This is a genomic window from Pseudomonas sp. MRSN 12121 (assembly GCF_000931465.1).
Classification (GTDB): Bacteria; Pseudomonadota; Gammaproteobacteria; order Pseudomonadales; family Pseudomonadaceae; genus Aquipseudomonas.
The window spans coordinates 1,270,663-1,295,854 of the sequence record NZ_CP010892.1; the positions used below are offsets into that span (position 1 = coordinate 1,270,663).

General features: G+C 64.8%; 24 protein-coding genes. 21 read left to right on the forward strand and 3 right to left on the reverse strand.

What is annotated here, in order from left to right; all coding sequences use genetic code 11:
- Window positions 1–52: 52 nt before the first annotated feature.
- From TO66_RS05670 to TO66_RS05740, 15 genes are all read left to right on the forward strand, one after another.
- Window positions 53–778, forward strand: a complete 726-nt coding sequence (locus TO66_RS05670; protein ID WP_044461407.1) for a tellurite resistance TerB family protein — start codon at window positions 53–55, stop codon at window positions 776–778.
- Window positions 779–1,010: 232 nt separating this feature from the next.
- Entirely contained in the window at window positions 1,011–2,633 is a 1,623-nt protein-coding gene (locus TO66_RS05675) for a methyl-accepting chemotaxis protein (RefSeq protein ID WP_044461408.1), read from the forward strand.
- On the forward strand, window positions 2,633–3,169 hold the full coding sequence (locus TO66_RS05680; protein WP_044461409.1) for a chemotaxis protein CheW: 537 nt from the start codon (window positions 2,633–2,635) through the stop codon (window positions 3,167–3,169). The genes TO66_RS05675 and TO66_RS05680 overlap by 1 nt, the downstream gene beginning before the upstream one ends.
- Window positions 3,166–4,455: a protein-glutamate O-methyltransferase CheR gene (locus tag TO66_RS05685; protein WP_044461410.1), complete on the forward strand. Its 1,290-nt coding sequence runs from the start codon at window positions 3,166–3,168 to the stop codon at window positions 4,453–4,455. The genes TO66_RS05680 and TO66_RS05685 overlap by 4 nt, the downstream gene beginning before the upstream one ends.
- On the forward strand, window positions 4,452–5,135 hold the full coding sequence (locus TO66_RS05690; protein ID WP_044461411.1) for a chemotaxis protein CheW: 684 nt from the start codon (window positions 4,452–4,454) through the stop codon (window positions 5,133–5,135). Before TO66_RS05685 ends, TO66_RS05690 begins: the two co-directional genes overlap by 4 nt.
- A complete protein-coding gene (locus tag TO66_RS05695) occupies window positions 5,132–7,453 on the forward strand; it encodes a hybrid sensor histidine kinase/response regulator (protein WP_044461412.1) in 2,322 nt (773 codons plus the stop codon). Before TO66_RS05690 ends, TO66_RS05695 begins: the two co-directional genes overlap by 4 nt.
- Window positions 7,450–8,463 carry a chemotaxis response regulator protein-glutamate methylesterase gene (locus TO66_RS05700; protein ID WP_044461413.1) on the forward strand — a complete coding sequence of 338 codons (1,014 nt, stop codon included), beginning with the start codon at window positions 7,450–7,452 and terminating at the stop codon, window positions 8,461–8,463. The genes TO66_RS05695 and TO66_RS05700 overlap by 4 nt, the downstream gene beginning before the upstream one ends.
- Window positions 8,464–8,511: 48 nt before the next feature.
- A complete protein-coding gene (locus tag TO66_RS05705) occupies window positions 8,512–9,513 on the forward strand; it encodes a PleD family two-component system response regulator (protein ID WP_044461414.1) in 1,002 nt (333 codons plus the stop codon).
- A gap of 108 nt (window positions 9,514–9,621) precedes the next feature.
- A protein-coding gene (prfB, locus tag TO66_RS05710; RefSeq protein WP_156162040.1) for a peptide chain release factor 2 occupies window positions 9,622–10,717 on the forward strand; the annotation gives its coding sequence in 2 pieces (ribosomal slippage) (window positions 9,622–9,693 and window positions 9,695–10,717; 1,095 coding nt in all).
- A 109-nt stretch (window positions 10,718–10,826) separates the two neighbouring features.
- Window positions 10,827–12,326 (forward strand): lysine--tRNA ligase, encoded by a 1,500-nt coding sequence (gene lysS, locus TO66_RS05715; protein ID WP_044461416.1) that lies wholly within the window; start codon window positions 10,827–10,829, stop codon window positions 12,324–12,326.
- 101 nt (window positions 12,327–12,427) lie between these two features.
- Entirely contained in the window at window positions 12,428–13,144 is a 717-nt protein-coding gene (locus TO66_RS05720; protein WP_171820075.1) for a TetR/AcrR family transcriptional regulator, read from the forward strand.
- 62 nt (window positions 13,145–13,206) lie between these two features.
- Window positions 13,207–13,752, forward strand: coding sequence for a hypothetical protein (locus TO66_RS05725; protein ID WP_044461418.1), 546 nt, complete (start codon window positions 13,207–13,209; stop codon window positions 13,750–13,752).
- Between the two features lie 32 nt (window positions 13,753–13,784).
- Window positions 13,785–15,062 carry a flavohemoglobin expression-modulating QEGLA motif protein gene (locus TO66_RS05730; RefSeq protein ID WP_044461419.1) on the forward strand — a complete coding sequence of 426 codons (1,278 nt, stop codon included), beginning with the start codon at window positions 13,785–13,787 and terminating at the stop codon, window positions 15,060–15,062.
- A gap of 139 nt (window positions 15,063–15,201) precedes the next feature.
- Window positions 15,202–16,119, forward strand: coding sequence for an alpha/beta hydrolase (locus tag TO66_RS05735; protein ID WP_044461420.1), 918 nt, complete (start codon window positions 15,202–15,204; stop codon window positions 16,117–16,119).
- Complete coding sequence (locus TO66_RS05740; RefSeq protein ID WP_044461421.1) at window positions 16,116–16,442, forward strand: hypothetical protein; 327 nt, start codon at window positions 16,116–16,118, stop codon at window positions 16,440–16,442. The genes TO66_RS05735 and TO66_RS05740 overlap by 4 nt, the downstream gene beginning before the upstream one ends.
- Before the next feature lie 77 nt (window positions 16,443–16,519).
- Here TO66_RS05740 and TO66_RS05745 read toward each other — a convergent pair whose 3' ends face one another.
- From TO66_RS05745 to TO66_RS05755, 3 genes are all read right to left on the reverse strand, one after another.
- Window positions 16,520–17,308, reverse strand: coding sequence for an OmpA family protein (locus TO66_RS05745; RefSeq protein ID WP_044461422.1), 789 nt, complete (start codon window positions 17,306–17,308; stop codon window positions 16,520–16,522).
- Window positions 17,309–17,361: 53 nt separating this feature from the next.
- Window positions 17,362–17,775 (reverse strand): DUF4398 domain-containing protein, encoded by a 414-nt coding sequence (locus tag TO66_RS05750; protein ID WP_044461423.1) that lies wholly within the window; start codon window positions 17,773–17,775, stop codon window positions 17,362–17,364.
- Between the two features lie 287 nt (window positions 17,776–18,062).
- Window positions 18,063–18,407, reverse strand: coding sequence for a hypothetical protein (locus TO66_RS05755; protein WP_044461424.1), 345 nt, complete (start codon window positions 18,405–18,407; stop codon window positions 18,063–18,065).
- A 240-nt stretch (window positions 18,408–18,647) separates the two neighbouring features.
- Between TO66_RS05755 and ppc the strand changes: the two genes are divergently transcribed.
- The 6 genes from ppc (at window position 18,648) to TO66_RS05785 (ending at window position 25,187) form a co-directional block, all read left to right on the forward strand.
- Window positions 18,648–21,278: a phosphoenolpyruvate carboxylase gene (ppc, locus tag TO66_RS05760; RefSeq protein WP_044461425.1), complete on the forward strand. Its 2,631-nt coding sequence runs from the start codon at window positions 18,648–18,650 to the stop codon at window positions 21,276–21,278.
- Window positions 21,279–21,567: 289 nt separating this feature from the next.
- Entirely contained in the window at window positions 21,568–22,215 is a 648-nt protein-coding gene (gene adk, locus TO66_RS05765) for an adenylate kinase (protein ID WP_044461426.1), read from the forward strand.
- 96 nt (window positions 22,216–22,311) lie between these two features.
- Window positions 22,312–22,986: a tRNA (adenosine(37)-N6)-threonylcarbamoyltransferase complex dimerization subunit type 1 TsaB gene (tsaB, locus tag TO66_RS05770; RefSeq protein ID WP_044461427.1), complete on the forward strand. Its 675-nt coding sequence runs from the start codon at window positions 22,312–22,314 to the stop codon at window positions 22,984–22,986.
- 185 nt (window positions 22,987–23,171) lie between these two features.
- A complete protein-coding gene (locus tag TO66_RS05775) occupies window positions 23,172–23,468 on the forward strand; it encodes a hypothetical protein (protein WP_044461428.1) in 297 nt (98 codons plus the stop codon).
- Window positions 23,468–24,328, forward strand: a complete 861-nt coding sequence (locus TO66_RS05780) for a DUF72 domain-containing protein (protein ID WP_044461429.1) — start codon at window positions 23,468–23,470, stop codon at window positions 24,326–24,328. The genes TO66_RS05775 and TO66_RS05780 overlap by 1 nt, the downstream gene beginning before the upstream one ends.
- Before the next feature lie 31 nt (window positions 24,329–24,359).
- Window positions 24,360–25,187: an oxaloacetate decarboxylase gene (locus TO66_RS05785; protein ID WP_044461430.1), complete on the forward strand. Its 828-nt coding sequence runs from the start codon at window positions 24,360–24,362 to the stop codon at window positions 25,185–25,187.
- Window positions 25,188–25,192 lie beyond the last annotated feature (5 nt).

The following is a 25,192-nucleotide window of genomic DNA, read 5'->3' on the forward strand; positions in this document are numbered from 1 at the left end:
TCTAGGCTGGTGGCCTTATCTGTTCCCTCGACTCACCTGTCTGGAGGTTTGTATGAATACCCGTGGATTACTCGACCAATTGCTCAAGTCCGGCCAGGAGCTGTTGCAGAACAAGGCCGGCGCGCAGCCGAACAAGGCCTCCGACGCCGACAAAGGCGCGTTGGGCGGCTTGCTCGGCGGCAATTCCGGCGGGCTGGGCAGCCTGTTGTCCGGGGCCGGTGGCGGCGCGCTGGCCGCCGGGGCCATGGGCTTGCTGCTGGGCAACAAGAAAGCCCGCAAGTTCGGTGGCAAGGCCCTGACCTACGGCGGCCTGGCGGCACTGGGGGTGATCGCCTACAAGGCCTACGGCAACTGGCAGGCGCAGCAGGCCGGTGCACCCCGGACCGAGCCGCAGACTCTCGACCGCCTGCCTGCGCAACAGGTCGAGCAGCACAGCCAGGCGATCCTCAAGGCGCTGGTGGCGGCGGCCAAGGCCGATGGCCATATCGATGAGCGCGAGCGGGCCTTGATCGAGGGCGAATTCACCCGCCTGGACAATGATCAGGAGCTGCAGCGCTGGTTGCACGCCGAGCTCAACAAGCCCCTGGACCCGGTGGATGTGGCACGGGCCGCCGGCACGCCGGAAATGGCCGCGGAAATGTACGTCGCCAGCGTGATGCTGGTGGACGAGGAAAACTTCATGGAGAAGGCTTACCTGAATGAGCTGGCGCGTCAGCTCAAGCTGGAACCGGGGTTGAAGCTCGAACTGGAAAAGCAGGTTCGCCAGGCCAGTGCCTGATGGCTGTCGGGCGCGTCGGGACGAATGCCGGGTGCGCCCTCTGCGATGGCTGAAATGGCTCCCGATTTTGCCGAAACGCCACTGGCGGCGTCAGACTCATCTGACGGAAAGTAGCCGTCCGGAGTGAACCCTGCCTTTCGCTCTGAGTGAGACGTGGTGCGCAACACGCTGATTAAGGATGGCACGCCCTCGGCTATACTCCCCACCATTTGAATGGCCCCGAGGACTGACTGTGAAGAACTGGACGTTGCGCCAACGCATTTTGGCGAGCTTTGCGGTGATTATCACCATCATGTTGCTGATGGTCATAACCTCGTACTCCCGCCTGCTGAAGATCGAAGCGGGTGAAGAGCGCATGCGTTCCGATGCCATTCCCGGGAGCTATTTCAGTTCCATGATCCGCGGCGCATGGGTCGACAGTTACCTGCACACCCAGGAACTCATCGGCATGAAGGAAGGCCAGGGGATCACCGCCGAGGACGAGGCGAACTTCAAGAGCTTCGAGCTGCGCCTGAGGCAATACCTGGCCAGCTACAAGAGCACCATCACCACCCGGCAGGACCAGAACGAATTCGATGAGTTCGAGAAGTTGCACGAGCACTTCCTCCAGGTCCAGGCCGCCGTGCTCGACCTGCATGTGCGCAACAAGGAAGACGACGCGGTGAAGCTGTTCAACGAGCAGTTGACCCCCGCCTGGGTCACCGGCCGGATGAAGCTCAACGACATCATCGACGAGAACAAGGCGGTGGCCGATTCGGCGGCGGCGCAGATCGACGACGCCGTGGCCGCGGCCAAGATCAGCATGGGCGTTTCCCTGCTGGTGGCCGTGCTGGTGGCCGGCCTGTGCGGCCTGTTGCTGATGCGCGCGATCATGTCGCCGATGAACCGTATCGTGCAGATCCTCGAGGTGATGCGCACGGGCGACCTGACCCGCCGCCTGAACCTGGAGCGCAAGGACGAGTTCGGCGCCGTGGAAACCGGCTTCAACGACATGATGAGCGAACTCAATTCCCTGGTGTCCCAGGCGCAGCGTTCCTCGGTCCAGGTCACCACTTCGGTCACCGAGATTGCCGCCACCTCCAAGCAGCAGCAGGCGACCGCCACCGAGACCGCGGCGACCACCACCGAAATCGGCGCCACCTCACGGGAGATCGCGGCCACCTCCCGCGACCTGGTGCGCACCATGACCGAAGTTTCCAGCGCCGCCGACCAGGCTTCGGTGCTCGCCGGTTCCGGCCAGCAGGGCCTGGCGCGGATGGAAGACACCATGCACTCGGTGATGGGCGCGGCCGACCTGGTCAACGCCAAGCTGGCGATCCTCAACGAGAAGGCCGGCAACATCAACCAGGTGGTGGTGACCATCGTCAAGGTCGCCGACCAGACCAACCTGCTGTCGCTCAACGCCGCGATCGAAGCCGAGAAGGCCGGTGAATACGGCCGCGGCTTCGCTGTGGTGGCCACCGAAGTGCGGCGCCTGGCGGACCAGACCGCGGTCGCCACCTACGACATCGAGCAGATGGTGCGCGAGATCCAGTCCGCGGTGTCGGCCGGGGTCATGGGCATGGACAAGTTCTCCGAAGAAGTGCGTCGCGGCATGGCCGAGGTGCAGCAGGTCGGCGAGCAGCTGTCGCAGATCATCCATCAGGTCCAGGCGCTGGCGCCGCGGGTGCTGATGGTCAACGAAGGCATGCAGGCCCAGGCCACCGGTGCCGAACAGATCAACCACGCCCTGGTGCAGCTGGGCGATGCCAGCAGCCAGACTGTCGAGTCGTTGCGCCAGGCCAGTTTCGCCATCGATGAGCTGAGCCAGGTGGCGGTGGGGCTGCGCAGCGGCGTCTCGCGTTTCAAAGTCTGATGAACGAGCTCGCAGCGAAACGCGGCGCGGGGGCAGGGCGCAAGAACGCGCTGTTCCTGGTGTTCCGCATCGGTTCCGAACGTTATGCCTTGCAAGCCGTCGAGGTAGCGGAAGTATTGCCGCGGCTGCAACTCAAGCCGATTCCCCGGGCCCCGGCCTGGGTGGCGGGGGTGTTCGCCCATCGCGGCGCCGTGGTGCCTGTGATCGATCTCTGCGCCCTGACGTTTGGCGAGCCGGCCCAGCAACGCACCAGCACCCGGCTGGTGCTGGTGCATTACCGTGCGCAGGCCGGGCAGCCCGAGCGGTTGCTGGGGCTGATCCTGGAACAGGCCACCGACACCCTGCGTTGCGATCCACAGGCCTTCAAGGCCTATGGCCTGGATAACCGCAATGCGCCCTACCTGGGCCCGGTCTATGAAGACGCCCAGGGTCTGCTGCAGTGGGTGCGGGTCGACGACCTGCTGGACGCCCAGGTGCGTGCCCTGCTGTTTCCCTCGCCGCCGCTGGATCTGGCGCTGCTTGGGGAATCGCCATGAGCAGCGACCAACGATTCTTCGATTTCCTCAAGGAACGCATCGGCCTGGACGTGGCCTCGGTAGGGGCGGCGATCATCGAGCGCGCGGTGCGCCAGCGCAGCATCGCCCAGCAGGCGCCGAGCGCCGACCATTACTGGCAGACCCTGCAGGGCTCGCGCGATGAGCAGCAGGCGCTGATCGAGGCGGTGATCGTTCCGGAAACCTGGTTTTTCCGTTACCCGGAATCCTTCGCCACCCTGGCCAGGCTCGCGCTCGCCCGCCTTGCCGAGCTCAAGGGCATGCGCGCGTTGCGCATTCTCAGCCTGCCGTGTTCCACCGGCGAGGAACCCTACTCCATTGCCATGGCGCTGCTCGATGCGGGGCTGGCACCCCATCAGTTCAAGGTCGACGGGTTCGATGTCAGCCCCCTCTCGATCGAACGGGCCAGGAGCGCGGTGTATGGCAAGAACTCCTTCCGTGGCCAGCACACCGATTTTCGCGAGCGGCATTTCACTGCCGAGGACGATCGCTACAGCCTGGGCGAGCGCGTGCGCGAACAGGTGCGGCTGCAGGTGGGCAACCTGCTGGACCCGACCCTGCTGGCCAACGAACCGCCCTACGATTTCGTTTTCTGTCGCAACCTGCTGATCTATTTCGACCAGCCGACCCAGCGCCAGGTATTCGAGGTCCTCAAGCGTCTGACTCACGTCGACGGCGTGCTGTTCATCGGCCCGGCCGAAGGCAGCCTGCTGGGGCGCCTGGGCATGCGTTCGATCGGTGTCGCCCAGTCGTTCGCCTTCAGCCGGCATAACGAGCCGGAGCCCGTGGCGCCGCCGACCCCGTCCTTCGTGCCGAGCGCCTTGCCGGTGCGCCAGCCGGTACGCAGCATTACGCCGCCCGCGCGCGCTCGGCCGTTTGCCAGCGTTCCGACGAGCCCCGCTGCCAGCCCGACCCCGGCGCCTGCCGCGCCGGCCAGCGATGCCGCGACCCTGCTGGCTAACATCGCGGCGCTGGCCAACGAGGGCAAGAGCGCCGAGGCCCGGCTGGCCTGCGAGCATTACCTGGCCAGCCATGAGCCGGTGGCCCAGGTGTTCTATTGGCTGGGGCTGCTCAGCGATGTCGCGGGCAGTGCCCTGGAGGCCCAGGGCTTCTATCGCAAGGCCCTGTACCTGGACCCGCAGCACGCCGAATCGCTGGTGCACCTGGCCGCCTTGCTGGCATCCCAGGGGGACGTCGCCGGCGCCCGTCGATTGCAGGAACGCGCGGCCCGCGGCGGCCGTGCGGCAGACAGTGAGCGTAAATCATGAGCGGCCCTGTTTCGTTGAACGTGACCCACGAAGATGCCCAGGCCATCGACGATTGCTGGAACCGTATCGGTATCCACGGCGACAAGAGTTGCCCGTTGCTGGTCGAGCATGTGCATTGCCGCAACTGCTCGGTGTATTCCGCCGCGGCCACCCGCCTGCTGGACCGCTATGCGTTGCAGCAGGAACAGCATGAACAGGCGTCCGCCAAGGCCGACGTCGATGTGGTCACCCGTTCGATCTTGATGTTCCGCCTGGGCGAGGAATGGCTGGGCATCGCCACTCGCTGCCTGGTGGAAGTGGCGCCGCAGCAGCCTGTCCATTCCCTGCCGCACCAGCGTTCGCGGGCCTTGCTCGGGGTGGCGAATGTGCGCGGCGCCCTGGTGGCCTGCCTGTCGCTCGTGGAGTTGCTGGGGCTGGACACGACCAGCGCCGCAGCCTCGGGCGCGCGAGTCATGCCGCGCATGTTGATCATCGGTGCCCAGGGTGGCCCGGTGGTGGTGCCGGTGGACGAGGTGGACGGCATCCATGCCATCGACGAGCGCACGCTGAATGCCGCGCTGCGGGCCGGCCAGCCGGCCAGCGCCAAGTACACCCGGGGCGTCCTGCAGTGGAAGGGCCGCAGCCTGCGCTGGCTGGATGAAGAGCAGCTGCTGTCTGCCGTGACCCGGAGCCTGTCATGACCCCCGATCAAATGCGCGACGCCTCGCTGCTCGAACTCTTCAGCCTGGAAGCCGAGGCCCAGACCCAGGTGCTCAGCGCCGGTCTGCTGGCGCTGGAGCGCGACCCGACCCAGGCCGACCACCTGGAAGCCTGCATGCGCGCGGCCCATTCGCTCAAGGGCGCGGCGCGGATCGTCGGGATCGACGCCGGGGTCAGTGTGGCCCACGTGATGGAAGATTGCCTGGTCGGAGCCCAGGAGGGGCGGCTGTACCTGCGCCCCGAGCATATCGACGCGCTGCTGCAAGGCACCGACTTCCTGATGCGTATCGCCACGCCGGGCAACAGCCAGGTCGGCGAGCAGGACATTGCGGCCTATGTGGCGCTGATGGAACAGTTGATCGCCTCCACGGATGCGACGTCGGACATCGTCCTGCCCAGGGTCGAGCCGAGCCTGCCGCCGATGGCCGAGCCGCCGATGGCGGTGACGGCTGTCGAGCCCGAACCGGCGCCGCCGTCGTTCGAGTTGCCGCCAGAGACGCCGCAGGAGGCGCCCGCGGCCGCGGCCAAGGGCAAGAAACTCGCCGAAGGCGGCGAGCGGGTATTGCGGGTCACGGCGGAACGCCTGAACAGCCTGCTCGACCTGTCGAGCAAGTCGCTGGTGGAAACCCAGCGCCTGAAGCCCTACCTGGCGACCCTGCAGCGTCTCAAGCGCATGCAGAGCAATGGCTTGCGCGCGCTGGAGAATCTCAATGGCCACCTCAAGGAGCAGGTGCTGGGCCTCGAGGCCCAGGAAGCCCTGGAGGACGCACGGCGCCTGCTGGCGGAATCCCAGCAATTGCTGGCCGAGAAAACCGCCGAGCTGGACGAGTTCGGCTGGCAGGCCAGCCAGCGCGCCCAGGTGCTCTACGACACGGCACTGGCCTGTCGCATGCGGCCGTTCGCCGATGTGCTGGTGGGCCAGGTGCGGATGGTCCGCGACCTGGGGCGCAGCCTGGGCAAACAGGTGCGCCTGGAGGTCGAGGGCGAGAAGACCCAGGTCGATCGCGATGTGCTGGAAAAACTCGAGGCGCCGCTGACCCATCTGCTGCGCAACGCGGTCGACCACGGTATCGAAATGCCCGAGCAGCGGCTGCTGGCGGGCAAGCCGGCCGAGGGCCTGATTCGTTTGCGCGCCTCCCACCAGGCCGGGCTGCTGGTGCTGGAGCTCAGCGACGACGGCAACGGCGTCGACCTGGAGCGGGTGCGCCAGAGCATCGTCGAACGCCAGTTGTCGCCAGCCGAGACCGCGGCCCAGTTGAGCGAGGAAGAACTGCTGTCCTTCCTGTTCCTGCCAGGTTTCAGCCTGCGCGACAAGGTCACCGAGGTGTCCGGGCGCGGGGTCGGCCTGGACGCGGTGCAGCACATGGTGCGTCAACTGCGCGGCGCGGTGCAGTTGGAGCAGGTGGCGGGGCGCGGCAGTCGTTTCCATCTCGAAGTGCCGTTGACCCTGTCGGTGGTACGCAGTCTGGTGGTGGAGGTCGGCGAGGAGGCCTACGCCTTTCCACTGGCGCACATCGAACGCATGTGCGACCTGGAGCCCGACGATATTGTGCAGCTCGAAGGACGCCAGCATTTCTGGCACGAAGGGCGCCATGTCGGCCTGGTCGCGGCCAGCCAGCTGCTGCAACGGCCGGCGGGGCAGAACAACGATTCCACACTCAAGGTCGTGGTGATCCGCGAGCGCGATACGGTCTATGGCGTGGCGGTGGAGCGCTTCATCGGCGAGCGGACCCTGGTGGTGCTGCCGCTGGACGACCGCCTGGGCAAGGTCCAGGACATCTCCGCCGGGGCCCTGCTCGACGACGGTTCCGTGGTGCTGATCGTCGACGTCGAGGACATGCTGCGTTCGGTGGACAAGCTGCTCAACACCGGCCGCCTGGAACGTATCGCCCGGCACAACCGCCACCAGGCCGAGATGACGCGCAAGCGCATCCTGGTGGTCGACGACTCGCTCACCGTGCGCGAGTTGCAACGCAAGCTTTTGCTCAACCGCGGTTATGACGTAGCGGTCGCCGTCGACGGCATGGATGGCTGGAACGCCCTGCGTTCGGAAGACTTCGACCTGCTGATTACCGATATCGACATGCCCCGAATGGATGGGATTGAATTGGTCACACTCCTGCGTCGCGACAACCGCCTGCAGTCGCTGCCGGTCATGGTGGTTTCCTACAAGGACCGCGAGGAAGACCGGCGCCGTGGACTGGATGCCGGAGCCGACTATTATCTAGCCAAAGCCAGTTTCCATGACGACGCCCTGCTGGATGCGGTGGTGGAGCTGATTGGAGGAGCGCGGGCATGAAGATCGCTATCGTCAACGACATGCCCATGGCTGTGGAGGCCCTGCGCCGCGCCCTGGCGTTCGAGCCCGCGCACGAGGTGGTGTGGGTCGCGACCAATGGTGCGGAAGCGGTCGAGTACTGCGCCCAGCTGACGCCCGACCTGATCCTGATGGACCTGATCATGCCGGTGATGGACGGCGTGGAAGCCACCCGGCGGATCATGGCCGAAACGCCCTGCGCGATCGTGATCGTCACGGTGGATCGCCAGCAGAACGTGCATCGGGTCTTCGAGGCGATGGGCCATGGCGCGCTGGATGTGGTCGATACGCCGGCCCTGGGGGCCGGCAACGCGCAGGAAGCGGCGGCGCCCCTGCTGCGCAAGATCCTCAATATCGGCTGGCTGATCGGCCAGCAGCGCGGTAGCCGCGTGCGTTCGGCGCCGGTGCCCATGCGGACCATGGCGCAGCGCCAGGGGCTGGTGGCGATCGGTTCGTCGGCCGGTGGCCCGGCGGCGCTGGAAGTGTTGCTCAAGGGGTTGCCGGCCGGTTTTCCCGCGGCCATCGTGCTGGTACAGCATGTCGACCAGGTCTTTGCCGCCGGCATGGCCGAGTGGCTCAGCAGCGCCTCCGGGCTCAAGGTGCGCCTGGCCCGTGAAGGCGAGCCACCGCAGAGCGGGACGGTGCTGCTGGCCGGGACCAATCACCATATCCGGCTGCTGAAGAACGGCACCCTGGCCTATACCGCCGAGCCGGTGAACGAGATCTATCGGCCATCGATCGATGTGTTTTTTGAAAGTGTCGCCAGTTACTGGAATGGCGACGCGGTCGGCGTACTGCTGACCGGCATGGGGCGCGACGGCGCCCAGGGCCTGAAGCTGATGCGCGACCAGGGTTACCTGACCATCGCCCAGGACCAGAATAGTAGTGCGGTGTATGGCATGCCGAAGGCGGCCGCTGCCATCGGCGCCGCCACAGAGATTCGCCCACTGGACAAGATCGCTCCACGATTGCTGGAGATATTTGCCAAATGACCGACAAACGCAGCTGTCCTGGCCAGGTAGCAACTCAGGTGACAACCCATGAATGATTTACAGCTCGACGATTTCAAGACCGATGAAAATGCTGCGATGGTGCTGCTGGTCGACGACCAGGCAATGATCGGTGAGGCTGTCCGGCGTGGGTTGGCGAATGAAGAAAACATCGACTTCCACTTTTGTGCCGACCCCCACCAGGCCATTGCCCAGGCGATCCGCATCAAGCCCACGGTGATCCTGCAGGACCTGGTGATGCCGGGGCTGGACGGGCTGACGCTGGTGCGCGAGTACCGCAACCACCCAGCGACCCAGAACATCCCGATCATCGTGCTTTCGACCAAGGAAGATCCGCTGATCAAGAGCGCGGCCTTCGCGGCCGGGGCCAACGATTACCTGGTCAAGCTGCCGGACAACATCGAGCTGGTGGCGCGCATTCGCTACCACTCGCGCTCCTACATGACCCTGTTGCAGCGTGATGCGGCCTATCGTGCGTTGCGTGTCAGCCAGCAGCAGTTGCTCGACACCAACCTGGTGCTGCAACGCCTGATGAACTCCGATGGGCTGACCGGGCTGTCCAACCGCCGGCATTTCGACGAGTACCTGGAGCTGGAATGGCGTCGGGCCATGCGCGACCAGACCCAGCTGTCGCTGCTGATGATCGATGTCGACTACTTCAAATCCTACAACGACACCTTCGGCCACCTGGAGGGCGACGAAGCCCTGCGCAAGGTGGCGCTGGCGATTCGCGATGCCAGCAGCCGACCGTCGGACCTGCCCGCGCGGTATGGCGGGGAGGAATTCGCCCTGGTCTTGCCCAATACGTCGCCCGGTGGCGCGCGGCTGGTGGCCGAGAAGCTGCGCCAGACCGTCGCCGCGCTGAAGATTCCGCACATCGCGCCGACCGAAGGGGCCAGCCTGACCATCAGCATCGGTCTGTCCACCCTGACGCCGCAGCCCAGCAGCAGCTACCGGCAATTGATCTCGGCTGCCGACAAGGGCCTGTACCTGGCCAAGCACAACGGCCGCAATCAGGTGGGGATAGAGTGAAAAAAACCGCCGCCACGGGGGCCTAAAGCCGCCAGGCGGGCTGCCGCGACAGCGTGATTACGTTATACTCGCCGGCTTTCAAAAGTTCGCCAACGAGTGCTGCCTGCCATGGAAATCAACCCGATCCTTAACACTATCAAGGACCTGTCCGAGCGCTCCGAAACTATTCGGGGGTATCTTTGACTACGATCAAAAGCATGAGCGCCTGATCGAAGTCAATCGCGAGCTTGAAGATCCGAACGTCTGGAACAAACCCGAGTACGCCCAGGAACTGGGGCGCGAGCGCTCGACCCTGGCGCAGATCGTCGAGACCCTGGACGAGCTGTCCGGTGGCCTGGCCGATTGCCGCGACCTGCTGGACATGTCCGTCGAAGAGAACGACGAAGGCGCGGTAGGCGACGTGGTCGCCGAGCTGGACCGCCTCGAAGAATCCCTGGCCAAGCTGGAATTCCGCCGCATGTTCAGCGGCGAGATGGACATGAACAACGCCTACCTGGACATCCAGGCCGGCTCCGGCGGCACCGAGGCCCAGGACTGGGCCAACATCCTGTTGCGCATGTACCTGCGCTGGGCCGACAAGCGCGGTTTCGACGCCACCATCATGGAACTGTCCGCCGGCGAAGTCGCCGGGATCAAGGGCGCGACCGTGCATATCAAGGGCGAATACGCCTTTGGCTGGCTGCGTACCGAGATCGGCGTGCACCGCCTGGTGCGCAAGAGCCCGTTCGACTCCGGCAACCGTCGTCATACCTCGTTCTCCGCGGTGTTCGTGTCCCCGGAAATCGACGACAAGGTGGAAATCGAGATCAACCCGGCGGACCTGCGGATCGACACCTATCGTTCCTCCGGTGCCGGTGGCCAGCACGTAAACACCACCGACTCGGCCGTGCGTATCACCCACGTACCGACCAACACCGTGGTCAGCTGCCAGAACGAACGTTCCCAGCACGCCAACAAGGACACCGCCATGAAAATGCTGCGGGCCAAGTTGTACGAGCTGGAAATGCAGAAACGCAACGCTGCCTCCCAGGCCCTGGAAGACAGCAAGTCGGACATCGGCTGGGGTCACCAGATCCGTTCCTATGTGCTCGATGCGTCGCGGATCAAGGATCTGCGCACCAACATCGAACGCAGCGACTGCGACAAGGTGCTCGACGGCGATATCGACGAATACCTGGTGGCCAGCCTGAAGTCCGGGCTGTAAGCCGCGACACCCGTGCCGCGGGCACGGCGCGCTTGTGCAGGCGCGACACCGGCCCGCGATCCCTCGCCCCAGGCGAGGGGCAATGAACCTTGATGGAAATCTTAAAGACATGAGCGACCTACAACTCGACCAGGCCCAGCAACAGGAAGAAAACACCCTGATCGCCCTGCGCAAGGAAAAGCTTGCTGCCGAGCGCGCCAAGGGTCAGGCCTTCCCCAACGACTTCCGCCGCGACAACTACTGCAACGACCTGCAGAAACAGTACGCGGACAAGACCAAGGAAGAGCTGGCCGAGGCGGCGATTCCGGTCAAGGTTGCCGGTCGCATCATGCTCAACCGTGGCTCGTTCATGGTGATCCAGGACATGACCGGGCGCATCCAGGTCTACGTCAACCGCAAGACCCTGTCCGAAGAGACCCTGGCCGCGGTGAAAACCTGGGACATGGGCGACATCATCGCAGCTGTTGGCACCCTGGCCCGTTCCGGCAAGGGCGACCTGTACGTCGAGATGACCGACGTGCGCCTGCTGACCAAGTCCCTGCGCCCGCTGCCGGACAAGCACCACGGCCTGACCGACACCGAGCAGCGCTACCGCCAGCGCTACGTCGACCTGATCGTCAACGAAGAGGTGCGCCAGACGTTCCGCGTGCGCTCCCAGGTCATCGCCCACATCCGCAGCTTCCTGATGAAGCGTGACTTCCTGGAAGTGGAAACGCCGATGCTGCAGACCATTCCCGGCGGCGCGGCGGCCAAGCCGTTCGAGACTCACCACAACGCCCTGGACATGGAAATGTTCCTGCGCATCGCTCCGGAGCTGTACCTCAAGCGCCTGGTGGTGGGCGGGTTCGAAAAGGTGTTCGAGATCAACCGCAACTTCCGTAACGAAGGCGTCTCGACTCGTCACAACCCTGAATTCACCATGTTGGAGTTCTACCAGGCCTACGCCGACTACGAAGACAACATGGACCTGACCGAAGAGCTGTTCCGCGAGCTGGCGCAGCTGGTGCTGGGGTCCACCGACGTGCCGTACGGTGACAAGGTGTTCCACTTCGGCGAGCCGTTCGCCCGCCTGTCGGTGTTCGACTCGATCCTCAAGTACAACCCGGACATCACCGCCGACGACCTGAACGACATCGACAAGGCCCGCGCTATCGCCAAGAAGGCCGGTGCCAAGGTGCTCGGCTTCGAAGGCCTGGGCAAGCTGCAGGTGATGATTTTCGAAGAGCTGGTCGAGCACAAGCTGGAGCAGCCGCACTTCATCACCCAGTACCCGTTCGAGGTGTCGCCGCTGGCCCGTCGCAACGACGAGAACCCGAACGTGACCGACCGTTTCGAGCTGTTCATCGGCGGCCGCGAAATCGCCAACGCCTACTCCGAGCTGAACGACGCGGAAGACCAGGCCGAGCGTTTCATGGCCCAGGTGGCCGACAAGGACGCCGGTGACGACGAAGCCATGCACTACGACGCCGACTTCGTTCGCGCCCTGGAGTACGGCATGCCGCCAACCGCCGGCGAAGGTATCGGCATCGACCGCCTGGTGATGCTGCTGACCAACTCCCCGTCGATCCGCGACGTGATCCTGTTCCCGCACATGCGGCCGCAAGCGTAAATGGATTGAATGAAAAGCCGCCGCTTACAGGCGGCTTTTTATTGTCCGTGTGGAACTGACGTACTGCTTTTTTCATTTTTTATGTGAGAGGAAGACCTGTCGTGAAGCGTGCAATGGCTCAAGAAGGGGTAGTTGGCATTGCCACTGCGGTCGCTGAAAGCGTTCAGTACCAGGGTCGCAAGGCCAGCCGACAGGGCAGTGAGCAGCGCCGCCAGGATATCCTCGACGCCGCCATGCGCATTGTCGTGCGCGACGGCGTGCGTGCGGTGCGTCATCGCGCGGTCGCCGCCGAGGCGGGCGTGCCGCTGTCGGCCACCACCTACTACTTCAAGGATATCGATGACCTGCTCACCGATACCTTCGCCCAATACGTGGAACGCAGCGCGGCCTTCATGGCCAAGCTCTGGGCCAACAACGAAGGGCTGCTGCGCGAGATGGTCGCCTATGGCGACGGCAGCCCGGCTTCCCGCTCGCAGCTGGCCGACGACATTGCCCGCCTGACCGCCGACTACGTGCAACGCCAGTTGCAGAATCGCCGCGAGCACCTGATGGCCGAGCAGGCGTTTCGCCAGGAAGCGCTGCTCAACCCACGGCTGGCGCTGCTGGTGCGTTCCCATCAGCAGATCCTGCTGCAGGGCACCTGCCAGTTTTTCCAGGTGCTGGGTTCCCGTGAGCCGCAACAGGATGCCAAAGTGTTGACGTCTATAATCGGACGGATGGAATATCAGGGCCTGCTCAACGGGCCAGAGCCTCAGGCCGAGGAAGACATGCTGGGTATCCTCACCCGGTACATGCATCTGGTGCTGGACTCGGTGTGATGCCGTCCCGCGCCTGGTGCCGGCGGCCTCGGGCCCGGGTCGACTGCTGATAGGAGTGTCGAATGAAAGCCTGGCGTATCGCGATCGCCTTGTCGTTCCTGTTGCTCGGCGGCTGCCTGGTGTCCTTCAGGGAACCCCTGCCGGCCGACCAGGCCGCGCCCGCGCAATTGCTCGGCAAGTGGACCGGCAAGAATGCCTGGGGCGAACCGCTCACCCTGCAATTGACCCGCGTCGGCCCCAACCGCTACCAGGCCGTTGTCTCTGCCAAGGGCCAGCCGCAACGGCACGATACTTACCCCTTCACCGTTTCTCGCCATGGCAGCCGCTGGTACCTCTCGGCGGCGCTGCCGCAGGCGCTCGGCGGGCATTTCGCCATCGCCGGTTTCGAGCTGACCGACAAACACGAACTGGTGCTCTACCAGCTCGATCTCGAACAGATCAACCAGGCTCGCGGGCAGAACGCCTTGCAGGGCACGCCGTTCGCAACCGGGGACGGCGACGGCGTGCTGATCGACAGCCCGCTGCCACAGGTCTTTGCCTATCTGGACGATCCCGCCAACTCCGACGTCTTCGTCGAGGCGGCACGCTTCCAGCGTTCGGGCAAGTAAACGCGGTACAGACGTTTTAACAGGAGTTTGGGGTGGACGATTACCAGCAGACGATACGCACCTTGTCCGATCGCATTGTGCTGGCGCAAACGCCGATCCGGGTACTGGATGCGGTGAAATGGGACGAGAGCATCCGCAAAGGATTCCTCAAGGCCAAGGGCAAGGAAATGCCGGCGGTGGACCGCGACTATTACGCCGGTCGGCCACTGTCCTTCGATTCCAGCGCGGTGAAGCTGGAGTTCCAGAACATCGAGCGCGACATCACCCGGCAACTGGGCCAGTTCAACCCGGTCGGGCAGATCATGCGGCGCATGTGCAAGGAGTACCGCATGGTGGTGCGGATGCTCGAGGCCCGGGGCACCGAGGATTTCGGGCTGATTTCCCAGGAACTCTACGGCGCCGCCTCCGATGCTTTCCATGCGGGCGACCCGACCCTTTCCGACCTGGGGCTGATGCTCTCGGACTACCTGAACAACATCGACGGTCGTGGCGACCTCAAGGACGAACCCAAGACCCTGAGCGCCAAGGAGGCGGTCAACCTGCTGCAGGGCCGGCTGAACAAGGTGTTCGGCGAGGCCGAGGAGACCATCCGGGTCTTCGAGTCCGACGGTATCGTCGCCGATGCCGCGGCGGGCGCCGACTACATCAAGATTCGCGCCGACGCGCTGTTCAACGATCGCGACGTGCGGGCCCTGGAGGTGCATGAAGGGCTGGTGCACGTCGGCACCACCCTCAATGGCCTGAACCAGCCGATCTGCACGTTCCTGGCCAAGGGCCCGCCCTCGTCGACCGTGACCCAGGAAGGCCTGGCGATCCTGATGGAGATCATCACCTTCGCCTCCTACCCGAGCCGCCTGCGCAAGCTGACCAACCGCACCCGCGCCATCCACATGGTGGAGGAGGGGGCGGATTTCCTGCAGGTGTTCGAGTTCTTCCGCGAGCAGGGTTTCGAAATGGCCGAAAGCTATGGCAACGCCAGCCGGGTGTTCCGCGGTTCGATACCCACGGGCCTGCCATTCACCAAGGACTTGTCCTACCTCAAGGGCTTCATCATGGTTTACAACTACATTCAGTTGGCCGTGCGCAAGGGCAAGCTCGAACAGGTGCCGTTGCTGTTCTGCGGCAAGACCACCCTGGAGGACATGCGCACCTTGCGCCAATTGGTGGACGAAGGCCTGGTGGTGCCGCCCAAGTACCTGCCGGACCAGTTCCGCGACATGAACGCGTTGTCGGCCTGGATGTGCTTCTCCAACTTCCTCAACCACTTGAGCCTGGACCGGATCGAAGCGGATTACTCCAACATCCTGTAACCCACATACTTTGTAGGAGCGAGGCTTGCCCGCGATAATGGTCGGCGCGGTAATTCAGGAAAACCGCAGCGCCTTTATCGCGGGCAAGCCTCGCTCCTACAGAAGTATCTTTTTTCCCCTATCGCGAGGCTTCAAACGGATGCGATTCCTCAGCATTGTCTGCCTGCTACTGACCCTGAGCGGTTGCAGCTCGCTGCTGTTCTACCCCGAGCGGGGCCTGCCGTTCACCCCGGACAAGGCCGGGCTCGACTACCGCGATGTCAACCTGAGCGCCGCCGATGGCACCCGCCTGCACGCCTGGTGGCTGCCGGCCAAGGCCGGGGTGCCGGTCAAGGGCACGGTGCTGCACCTGCACGGCAACGGCGGCAACCTGTCCGGCCATCTCGGCGGCAGTTGGTGGCTGCCGGAACAGGGTTATCAGGTGCTGATGGTCGACTACCGCGGTTACGGTGTGTCGCAGGGCGAGCCGAGCCTGCCGGCGGTCTACCAGGATGTCGACGCGGCCTTCCAGTGGCTGGACCGGGCGCCCGAGGTCCGGGGCAAGCCGCTGATCGTCCTCGGCCAGAGCCTGGGCGGGGCCCTGGCCATCCATTACCTGGTGGAACAGCATCCGGAGCGCCAGCGCCAGCTCAAGGCCATCGTCTTCGACGGGGTGCCCGCCAGCTATCGCGAGGTCGGGCGTTTCGCCCTGAGCACCTCATGGATGACCTGGCCGTTCCAGGTGCCGCTGTCCTGGCTGGTGCCGGATGGCGACAGCGCGATCAGGGCCATGGCGCGCCTCGATGGCGTACCGAAGCTGATCTACCACAGCATCGACGACAACCTCGTGCCGCTTTCCAACGGCATCTGCCTGTATCAAGCTGCGCCGCCGCCCAGGGTCCTGCAACTGACCCGTGGCGGGCATGTGCAGACCTTCGCCGACCCGGTCTGGCGTCAGGTCATGCTGCGATACCTTGACGACCCTGCACACTTCAACGGCTTGCGGCGCCTGGGCGAAATCCCCAATTACCCCGCACCTTCGAATCCAGACGTAGAACCTCCAGAGAGTCCGCAATGAGTGAAGAACGTAACGCCATCCCCCTGATCATCACCGGTATCTGCAGCATCATCGGCACCGTGGCGTGCCTGTGGTACTACGGCTACCTGCATTTCGCCAAGCCGGAAGACGCGTTGCTGCTCAGCGATTTCACCATGCTCAAGACCGTGCCCGGCGAAGACTACAAGGTCTCCCTGGAACCGGCGGCGCAAGTGGCGCAATGCATCGATGGCGTGCTGGTGCTGTTCGACACCGAGCAGAAAGGGCTGACGGGCGTGCTGGTCAACAACAAGAAGCGCGCCGTGCGCTGCATGGGCCAGGAAACCCCGCAACTGGAGCAGTGATCCGCCGCGCTTCCCGGGGCCGGATAAAAAAAGCCCCGCCTGTGAAGGCGGGGCTTTTTCATGGTGCGGTGCCGGGCTTAGTTGGCGCTGACGGCCGAACGAGGCGCGACGGGTTGGTTGTCGTTGGAAATGGTGACTTCCACGCGACGGTTCATGGCGCGCCCGGAAACGCTGCCGTTATCGGCAACCGGGTATTCCTTGCCATAACCCTGGGCGACGATCCGGGACGGGTCGATCCCCATCTTGATCAGGGCGACCTGTACCGAGGTGGCGCGGCGCTCGGACAGCGACTGGTTGTACGCCGCGGTGCCGGTGCTGTCGGTGTAGCCTTCGACGATCACCTTGCGGTCAGGGTTGTCGCGCAGGAACTGCGCCAGCTTGTTGATGTTCACCAGGCCGCTGGATTTCAGCTCGGCCTTGTTGGTGGCGAACAGCACGTCACCGAACGTCACCAGGGTGCCGCGGTCGGTCTGCTTGGCGTTGAGGCTCGATTGCAGTTGCTTGATCTGCGCGTCGCGAGCATCGAGCAGCGCCTTGGCGCGCTGGTCGCCGGCGTCCTTGAGCTGGTTTTCGGCGGTGCGCAGGGCAATGGTCTGCTTGGCGACTTCAATCCGCTGGTTGGTCAGGTAGGCCAGTTGGTCGACCTTTTTCTCGTCGTCCTTGTTCAGATAGGCCTTGTCGGCCTTGTCCAGCCATTCGCTGGCGTCCTTGGTTTCCAGGGCCGCCACCTTGGTGGCTTGCGGATTGGCCTGCAGGGCGGAGAAGTTGGTCCGGGCATTTTCCAGGTTGGCGTTCGGCGGGGTGGAGCACGCCGCCAGCGCCACGCTCAGGGCCAACAGGGCAGGGATCATCACTTGTTTACGCATAATGGTTTCGTCCTTTTATCGATTGCGAATACGTGGGAGTCGGCGCCAGCGGCTTATTGCACGCTACGCATGCCTTCCCGACGTAGTTCCTGAACGCCTTTCTGAGAGTCCTTCAATGCCTGCTCGGCCTTGGCGGCCTGGGCCTTGCGCTCGGCCACGCGGGCGTCCCATTCGGCTTGCTCGGCCAGGCGCCGGGCTTCGTCGTAGTTCTTGTCGTGCATGGCAAGCTCGGCTTGCTTGAGCTTGTCCTGGGCCGCCTTCATTTCCACGGCCGCGAATTCGGTACCGCCGGCGCTGACCGCGCTGTTGACCGCAGATTGCGTCACCGCGTATTGCTCGCTTGGCGGATTGCCTGCGCAGCCGGCCAGCACCAGGCTGCTACCGAGAGCCAGCGCGGCCAGTTTCAGCCCGCGCAGAGGGGTGGACGAGGATTTGGCAGTGCTGATCTTCATGGTCTTCAACTCCATTGGATAACTCCTGAAAAACATCAAAATCCATCCTGGTTCGGGCGCCGTCATGCTGAGTGGCGACGCTGCGCAGGGCAGTGAATTGAAACGACCGTTCCAGTGATGGTTACTGGGTGTGACCCGAGGCTTTTTTGAATAGTTCAGAGAAAGATGGCCCATCGCCCGGATTTTTTCTGACTAGGCGGGCAGGGCTCTAAATCGGGAACTTTTGCCTGGCGCAGCGGTATTCCCGACCCCGAAACGGGGCCGGGCACAGTGGTTTTACCGCTGGAAAATGCGGCGGCGGATCAGTGTTTCTGCTCGTCGGCCTGGGCCGCCAGATCGTGCAGATAACGCCGCGAAAGGGCGAGGAAACGCGGGGTGGGGCCGATGTCTTCGTAGAGCGGATCGCCTTCTTCGTCGGTGGCGACCACCTGTTGCCCCTGGACGTAGGGAAAGCTGGTTTCGAGCTCCTCCAGGGCGGCTCCGATCAATTCGCCGAGCAGTTCCTCGGTGCTGCGCTTGGGGTACATCTCGGCGATCGCCGCCAGGCGCGCGGCGGCTTCGACATCCAGGTGAATCGTGTAGCCGGTCTTGGTCAGGCGACCCTTGGCGTTCTCTTCCCAGTGTTGCGCAAGCTCACGGATTTTCATGGCGACCTCAATGAACACCTGCTTGTGGCAGGGCGGGTGAGTGACCGGCCTGGGCCGGCGCGAAGCCGTTGTGCGGCTTACCCTTGAGCCTAGCCCCATCGCCGCGGCTGTGAAGGCGCTTCGTCGCGCATCGGCAGGTTCCCGGCCTCGGCTGTCGGCACGGCGCGCTTGCTAAGCGTTGCGTGCTGGCGGCACTCTTGGGGTTCGCTAGGAGCCCCGAGTCCGCTGGAGAACAGGTAGATGACCGATATTGATGCGCGCTTGCGCGAAGATGTTCACCTGCTGGGTGAACTGTTGGGCAACACCATCCGTGAACAGTATGGCGAGGGTTTCCTCGACAAGATCGAACAGATCCGCAAGGGCGCCAAGGCCGACCGGCGCGGTTCGCTGGACGCCGAGCTCAGCGCCAGCCTCAACCAGCTCAGCGAGGATGAACTGCTGCCGGTGGCGCGGGCGTTCAACCAGTTCCTCAACCTGGCCAACATCGCCGAGCAATACCAGCTGATCCACCGCCGCGAAGAGTCGCAGGCGGCCCCGTTCGAGGCGCGAGTGCTGCCGGAACTGCTGGCGCGCCTGCGGGCCGAAGGCCATGGCGCAGAGGCCCTGGCCCGGCAACTGGGGCGGCTGGAGATCGAGTTGGTGCTGACCGCTCACCCCACGGAAGTCGCCCGCCGCACACTGATCCAGAAATACGACGCCATCGCCGCGCAACTGGCCGCCCAGGATCATCGCGACCTGACTTCGGCCGAGCGTGGGCAGATCCAGGCGCGCTTGCAACGGCTGATCGCCGAAGCCTGGCACACCGAGGAAATCCGCCGCACCCGACCGACCCCGGTGGACGAAGCCAAGTGGGGGTTCGCGGTGATCGAACACTCGCTGTGGCAGGCCATCCCCAACTACCTGCGCAAGGCCGACCAGGCCTTGCAGGCGGCCACCGGCATGCGCCTGCCCCTGGAAGCGGCGCCGATCCGCTTCGCCTCGTGGATGGGCGGCGACCGCGACGGCAACCCCAACGTCACCGCGGCCGTGACCCGCGAGGTGCTGTTGCTGGCGCGCTGGATGGCGGCCGATTTGTACCTGCGCGACGTCGACCAGCTGGCGGCCGATCTTTCCATGCAGCAAGCCAACGCAGCGCTGCGGGCCCTGGCCGGCGACAGCGCCGAGCCCTATCGCGCGGTGCTCAAGCAACTGCGCGAGCGCCTGCGGGCCACTCGCAACTGGGCCCAGGCCTCGTTGAGCGGCGCCGCGCCGGCGCCCGCGCAGGTCCTGCAGAACAACCGCGAACTGCTGGACCCGCTGGAGCTCTGCTATCAGTCCCTGCATGAATGCGGCATGGGCGTGATCGCCGACGGGCCGCTGCTCGATTGCCTGCGCCGGGCGGTGACCTTCGGCCTGTTCCTGGTGCGCCTGGACGTGCGCCAGGACTCCTCGCGACATACCGCGGCGATGACCGAAATCACCGACTACCTGGGCCTGGGCCGTTACGGCGACTGGAACGAGGAGGAGCGCATCGCCTTCCTGATGCGCGAACTGGGCAGCCGCCGTCCGCTGCTGCCCGGGTACTTCAAACCCTCGGCCGATACCGCCGAGGTGCTGGCGACCTGCCGGGAGATCGCCGCGGCGCCGGCGGCTTCGCTGGGGTCCTATGTGATTTCCATGGCCGGCGCGGCTTCCGATGTGCTCGCCGTGCAGTTGCTGCTCAAGGAGTCTGGCGTGCTGCGGCCGATGCGCGTGGTGCCGTTGTTCGAGACCCTGGCCGACCTCGACAACGCCGGCCCGGTGATCGAGCAACTGCTGCTCCTGCCGGGTTATCGCGCGCGCTTGCAGGGCCCGCAGGAAGTGATGATCGGTTACTCCGATTCGGCCAAGGACGCCGGCACCACCGCAGCCGCCTGGGCGCAGTACCGGGCCCAGGAGCGGCTGGTGGATATCTGCCGCGAGCAGCAGGTCGAGCTGCTGTTGTTCCACGGTCGCGGCGGCACCGTGGGGCGCGGCGGTGGTCCGGCCCACGCGGCGATTCTGTCGCAGCCGCCGGGCTCGGTGGCGGGGCGCTTCCGCACCACCGAACAGGGGGAGATGATTCGTTTCAAATTCGGCCTGCCGGACATCGCCGAACAGAACCTCAACCTCTACCTGGCCGCGGTACTGGAAGCCACCCTGTTGCCGCCGCCCTTGCCGCAGCCGGCCTGGCGCGACCTGATGGATGAGCTGGCCGCCGACGGGGTGCAGGCCTATCGCGCGGTCGTGCGGGAAAACCCCCAGTTCGTCGAGTATTTCCGCCAGTCCACGCCGGAGCAGGAACTGGGTCGCCTGCCGCTGGGCAGCCGGCCGGCCAAGCGCCGTGCCGGTGGCATCGAAAGCCTGCGGGCCATCCCGTGGATTTTCGGCTGGACCCAGACGCGCCTGATGTTGCCGGCCTGGCTGGGCTGGGAGACCGCCTTGAGCAAGGCCCTGGAGCGCGGGGAGGGCGAGTTGCTGGGGCAGATGCGCGAGCAGTGGCCATTTTTCCGCACCCGCATCGACATGCTGGAGATGGTGCTGGCCAAGGCCGACGCGGACATCGCCCGCTCCTACGACGAGCGCCTGGTCGAACCGGCGCTGCTGCCATTGGGTGCGCACTTACGCGACTTATTGTCGCAGGCGTGTTCGGTGGTGCTGGGGCTGACCGGGCAGTCGCAGTTGCTGGCACATAGCCCAGACACCCTGGAGTTCATCCGCCTGCGCAACACCTACCTGGATCCGCTGCATCTATTGCAGGCCGAACTGCTGGCCCGTTCGCGACGCCAGGACGGCACGCAGGACAGCCCGGTGGAACAGGCGCTGCTGGTGTCTGTGGCGGGCATCGCCGCCGGCCTGCGTAACACCGGCTGAACTATTTGCCGGTGTTTTCAGTGGCTTGGCCGGGTATCGCGGCGGTCGCTCCGAGCGGGGTGGCCGTCGCGGCGAGGCGACACTTTGTTATGGGGTTGCGACGGGCAATACCCCCTCGCCAGGGCATAAAGAAGGCGGGTTGCTCCGACTTTCGGCTGCTTGTGTGCGCTGTGTCGGCTGTGTATCTTGATCAGCCTTTGGCCGTTTGGGCGGCCGCTATCCCATTTCCGAGATTGGCCCCACGAGGCGAATCCGAGCGTTTCTAAATAAAAAATTGAGGAGCACATCGATGCGCGTAATTCTGCTGGGAGCTCCCGGGGCCGGTAAAGGTACTCAGGCAAAGTTCATCACCGAAAAATTCGGCATTCCGCAAATCTCCACCGGCGACATGCTGCGCGCAGCGGTCAAGGCCGGCACCGAGCTGGGCCTGAAAGCCAAGAGCGTGATGGACGCCGGTGGCCTGGTCTCCGACGACCTGATCATCAACCTGGTCAAGGAGCGCATCAGCCAGCCCGATTGCGCCAAGGGTTTCCTGTTCGACGGTTTCCCACGCACCATTCCCCAGGCCGAAGCGCTGGTCAAAGCCGGCGTCGAGCTGGACCACGTGGTCGAGATCGCCGTGGATGACGAAGAGATCGTCCAGCGTATCGCCGGTCGCCGTGTGCACGAGGCCTCCGGCCGCGTCTACCACACCGTCTACAACCCGCCGAAAATCGCCGGCAAGGACGACATCACCGGTGAGGACCTGATCCAGCGCAAGGACGACACCGAAGAAACCGTGCGTCATCGCCTGTCGGTCTACCACTCCCAGACCAAGCCGCTGGTGGCGTTCTACCAGAACCTGGCCGCCAGCCAGGGCAAGCCGCAGTACAGCCATATCGCGGGCGTCGGTTCGGTCGAGTCGATCACCGGCAAGGTGCTCGAGGCGCTGAGCTGAGAAGTCGCATCGGCTTCATCTTCAACGGCCCGCTTGCGGGCCGTTGCTGTTTATAATGCGTCACTTTTTCAACCCTCTCTGCCTATGGAAACATCGATGAGCACCTTGCTGGCCCTGGACACCGCGACTGAAGCCTGCTCCGTCGCCTTGCTGCACGACGGCAAGGTGACGAGCCATTACGAGGTGATCCCACGCCTGCACGCGCAGAAGTTGCTGCCGATGATCCAGCAGCTGCTGGCCGACGCCGGCACCAGCCTGCAGGCCGTCGACGCCATTGCCTTCGGCCGCGGGCCAGGGGCCTTTACCGGCGTGCGGATCGCCATCGGCGTGGTGCAGGGCCTGGCCTTCGCCCTGGAGCGGCCGGTGCTGCCGGTGTCGAACCTGGCGGTGCTGGCGCAACGGGCGTTGCGCGAACACGGCGCGACCCAGGTGGCGGCCGCCATCGATGCGCGAATGGATGAGGTGTATTGGGGCTGCTACCGCGAAGTGGCCGGCGAGATGCGCCTGGTAGGCGCCGAAGCGGTGCTGCCACCGCAAGCCGCCGCGTTGCCAACGGATGCCAGCGGCGACTGGTTCGGCGCGGGCACCGGTTGGGGTTATGCCGAGCGCATCGGCGTCAAGCCCGGCGCCCAGGATGCGGGCATGCTGCCTCACGCCGAAGACTTGCTGACCCTGGCGCGGTTTGCCTGGGAACGCGGCGAAGCGATTCCAGCCGATGAGGCGCAACCGGTGTATCTGCGGGACAAGGTCGCTACCCCCAAGGCGCGCTGAGCACCGGCAACAGGGCGCGGTGCCAGCATGAAAGCCGCGTTTGGCCTGCCAATCGTCAGGTTTTCCAAGGAGTTTCCCGCCGTTTTTAAACCTTTTGTGTTTTCTGTGTTCTAGTTATCACTCGGGCATTTGCTTAGTCGGTCGTGTGCCGCTAAATTGCCATCATTGATACCGGGCATGTATTTATGCGCATAGACGGCATTTCCTCTCAGTCCTACCCCATCAAGCGCAAGCCTCGCAAAGGCAATGTGCAGCTGGACGATACCCTCGAGGATATTGAAGCCGTCGAAGTCCAGGCCGAAGCCCCGGCGCAGGCCCGTACCTCTGCCGGTCGCACCGGCAATCTTCCCGCCCGTCCACAGGACATGATCTTCCAGCGCGCCATGAAGCGCAGCGTGGCCAATGCCCTGGCCAGCTACCTGACCACCGCCGGTTTCGTCGATTGGGATATGGAAGTGGTGGGTCTCGACCTGCACATCTGATGTCGTTGCCTTATTACCTCGGTTGCCCTTCCTGGAGCGAAAACGCCTGGCGCGAGTACCTGTACCCGGAAAGCGCGCGCCCGACGGATTTTCTCGGCCTGTATTGCCAGGTCTTCAATGCGGTGGAAGGCAACACCACCTTCTACGCCCGCCCCGCGCCCGCCACGGTGGAGCGCTGGGCGCAAACCATGCCCGAACATTTTCGCTTCACGGCCAAGTTTCCCGGCGATATCAGCCACGGCGGCGACCTGCGCGAGCAACTGGACGCTGCCGAGAGTTTCCTGCAGTTGCTCAGCCCCCTGGGCGAGCGGGTGTCGCCGCTGTGGTTGCAACTGCCCGCGACTTTCACCCCGCAGCGCCTGGCGGAGCTGGCGGGCTTTATCGATGCTCTGGAGCGGCCGTTGGCGGTGGAAGTCCGGCATCGGGACTTCTTCGCCAAGGGCGAAGCCGAGCGGATGCTCAATCGCCTGTTGCTCGATCGCGGGGTAGAGCGCATCTGTCTCGACCCCCGGGCCTTGTTCAGTTGTACCTCGACCGAGCCTTCGGTGCTGCATGCGCAATCGAAGAAGCCCAAAGTGCCGCCACGCCCGGCCGCGTTCACCCAGTTCCCTCAGGTGCGCTTCATCGGCCATCCGCAGCTTGAGGCCAACGATCCGTTCCTGGTGCCCTGGCTCGACAAGGTGGCCGGCTGGATCGAGGAGGGGCGCACCCCCTATGTCTTCCTGCACACCGCCGACAACCGCCTGGCCGCTGAGCTGGCGCGACGTTTTCATGCGCGCCTGATGCAGCGCCTGCCTGGATTGCCGCCCCTGCCTGAGCTATACAGAGAGCCCGCCGCGGAGCAGCTTGGCTTGCTCTGAGGTGGAATTCCCTTCCTGCCAGGAGCGCACCATGGATACGCAAACCCTTCGTGCCCAAACCTTCAAGGCCTTGCACGAGCGCGACCGGGCGTTCGTGATTCCCAACCCGTGGGACGCCGGTTCCGCCAAGATGCTGGCCGGCCTGGGCTTCGAGGCCCTGGCGACCACCAGCGCCGGGCTGGCGTTTTCCCTGGGACGCCCCGACGCCGAGGGCGCCCTGTCGCTGGACGATACGCTGGGCAACGTGCGCGCGATTGTCGGTGCCAGCAACCTGCCGGTGGCGGTGGACCTGGAAAACGGTTTTTCCGACAGTCCCGCCGGTTGCGCCGATACCTTGCGACAGGCGGCCGCCAGCGGTGCGGTGGGCGGCTCGATCGAAGACGCCACGGGCCGGGCCGACGATCCGATCTATGCCTTCAATCTGGCGGTGGAACGCATCGAAGCCGCGGTCGCAGCGGTGCGACAGTTGCCTTTCCCCTTTGTGCTGACGGCGCGGGCGGAGAACCTGCTGCACGGTCGGCAGGACCTGCCGGACACCATCCGCCGCCTGCAGGCCTACGCCGAGGCCGGCGCCGATGTGCTCTATGCGCCCGGGCTGCGTTCGGCCGAGGACATTGCCGCGGTGGTCCGGGCGGTGGCGCCCAAGCCGGTCAACGTGCTGATGTCCGGCGGCCTGAAATTGACGCTGGCGCAACTGAGCGACTTGGGCGTGAAGCGGATCAGCGTCGGTTCGGCGCTGGCCCGGGCGGCGTATGGCGCCTTCTGCCGGGCGGCCGAGGAGATTCGCGACCACGGCAGCTTCGACTTCGCCGACCAGGCTTTGCCGTTCGCCCGGATCAATCAGATGTTCAAGGGTTGAGCAGG

What these genes read in the sequence shown, in the direction of transcription:
- TO66_RS05705 (WP_044461414.1), top strand. Translation starts at nt 8,512, where the DNA reads ATGAATGATTTACAGCTCGACGATTTCAAGACCGATGAAAATGCTGCG.
- adk (WP_044461426.1), top strand. Translation starts at nt 21,568, where the DNA reads ATGCGCGTAATTCTGCTGGGAGCTCCCGGGGCCGGTAAAGGTACTCAG.
- TO66_RS05700 (WP_044461413.1), top strand. Translation starts at nt 7,450, where the DNA reads ATGAAGATCGCTATCGTCAACGACATGCCCATGGCTGTGGAGGCCCTG.
- TO66_RS05740 (WP_044461421.1), top strand. Translation starts at nt 16,116, where the DNA reads ATGAGTGAAGAACGTAACGCCATCCCCCTGATCATCACCGGTATCTGC.
- TO66_RS05685 (WP_044461410.1), top strand. Translation starts at nt 3,166, where the DNA reads ATGAGCAGCGACCAACGATTCTTCGATTTCCTCAAGGAACGCATCGGC.
- TO66_RS05695 (WP_044461412.1), top strand. Translation starts at nt 5,132, where the DNA reads ATGACCCCCGATCAAATGCGCGACGCCTCGCTGCTCGAACTCTTCAGC.
- TO66_RS05670 (WP_044461407.1), top strand. Translation starts at nt 53, where the DNA reads ATGAATACCCGTGGATTACTCGACCAATTGCTCAAGTCCGGCCAGGAG.
- lysS (WP_044461416.1), top strand. Translation starts at nt 10,827, where the DNA reads ATGAGCGACCTACAACTCGACCAGGCCCAGCAACAGGAAGAAAACACC.
- TO66_RS05680 (WP_044461409.1), top strand. Translation starts at nt 2,633, where the DNA reads ATGAACGAGCTCGCAGCGAAACGCGGCGCGGGGGCAGGGCGCAAGAAC.
- TO66_RS05725 (WP_044461418.1), top strand. Translation starts at nt 13,207, where the DNA reads ATGAAAGCCTGGCGTATCGCGATCGCCTTGTCGTTCCTGTTGCTCGGC.
- TO66_RS05755 (WP_044461424.1), bottom strand. Translation starts at nt 18,407, where the DNA reads ATGAAAATCCGTGAGCTTGCGCAACACTGGGAAGAGAACGCCAAGGGT.
- ppc (WP_044461425.1), top strand. Translation starts at nt 18,648, where the DNA reads ATGACCGATATTGATGCGCGCTTGCGCGAAGATGTTCACCTGCTGGGT.
- TO66_RS05785 (WP_044461430.1), top strand. Translation starts at nt 24,360, where the DNA reads ATGGATACGCAAACCCTTCGTGCCCAAACCTTCAAGGCCTTGCACGAG.
- TO66_RS05690 (WP_044461411.1), top strand. Translation starts at nt 4,452, where the DNA reads ATGAGCGGCCCTGTTTCGTTGAACGTGACCCACGAAGATGCCCAGGCC.
- TO66_RS05745 (WP_044461422.1), bottom strand. Translation starts at nt 17,308, where the DNA reads ATGCGTAAACAAGTGATGATCCCTGCCCTGTTGGCCCTGAGCGTGGCG.
- TO66_RS05780 (WP_044461429.1), top strand. Translation starts at nt 23,468, where the DNA reads ATGTCGTTGCCTTATTACCTCGGTTGCCCTTCCTGGAGCGAAAACGCC.
- tsaB (WP_044461427.1), top strand. Translation starts at nt 22,312, where the DNA reads ATGAGCACCTTGCTGGCCCTGGACACCGCGACTGAAGCCTGCTCCGTC.
- TO66_RS05775 (WP_044461428.1), top strand. Translation starts at nt 23,172, where the DNA reads ATGCGCATAGACGGCATTTCCTCTCAGTCCTACCCCATCAAGCGCAAG.
- TO66_RS05750 (WP_044461423.1), bottom strand. Translation starts at nt 17,775, where the DNA reads ATGGAGTTGAAGACCATGAAGATCAGCACTGCCAAATCCTCGTCCACC.
- TO66_RS05735 (WP_044461420.1), top strand. Translation starts at nt 15,202, where the DNA reads ATGCGATTCCTCAGCATTGTCTGCCTGCTACTGACCCTGAGCGGTTGC.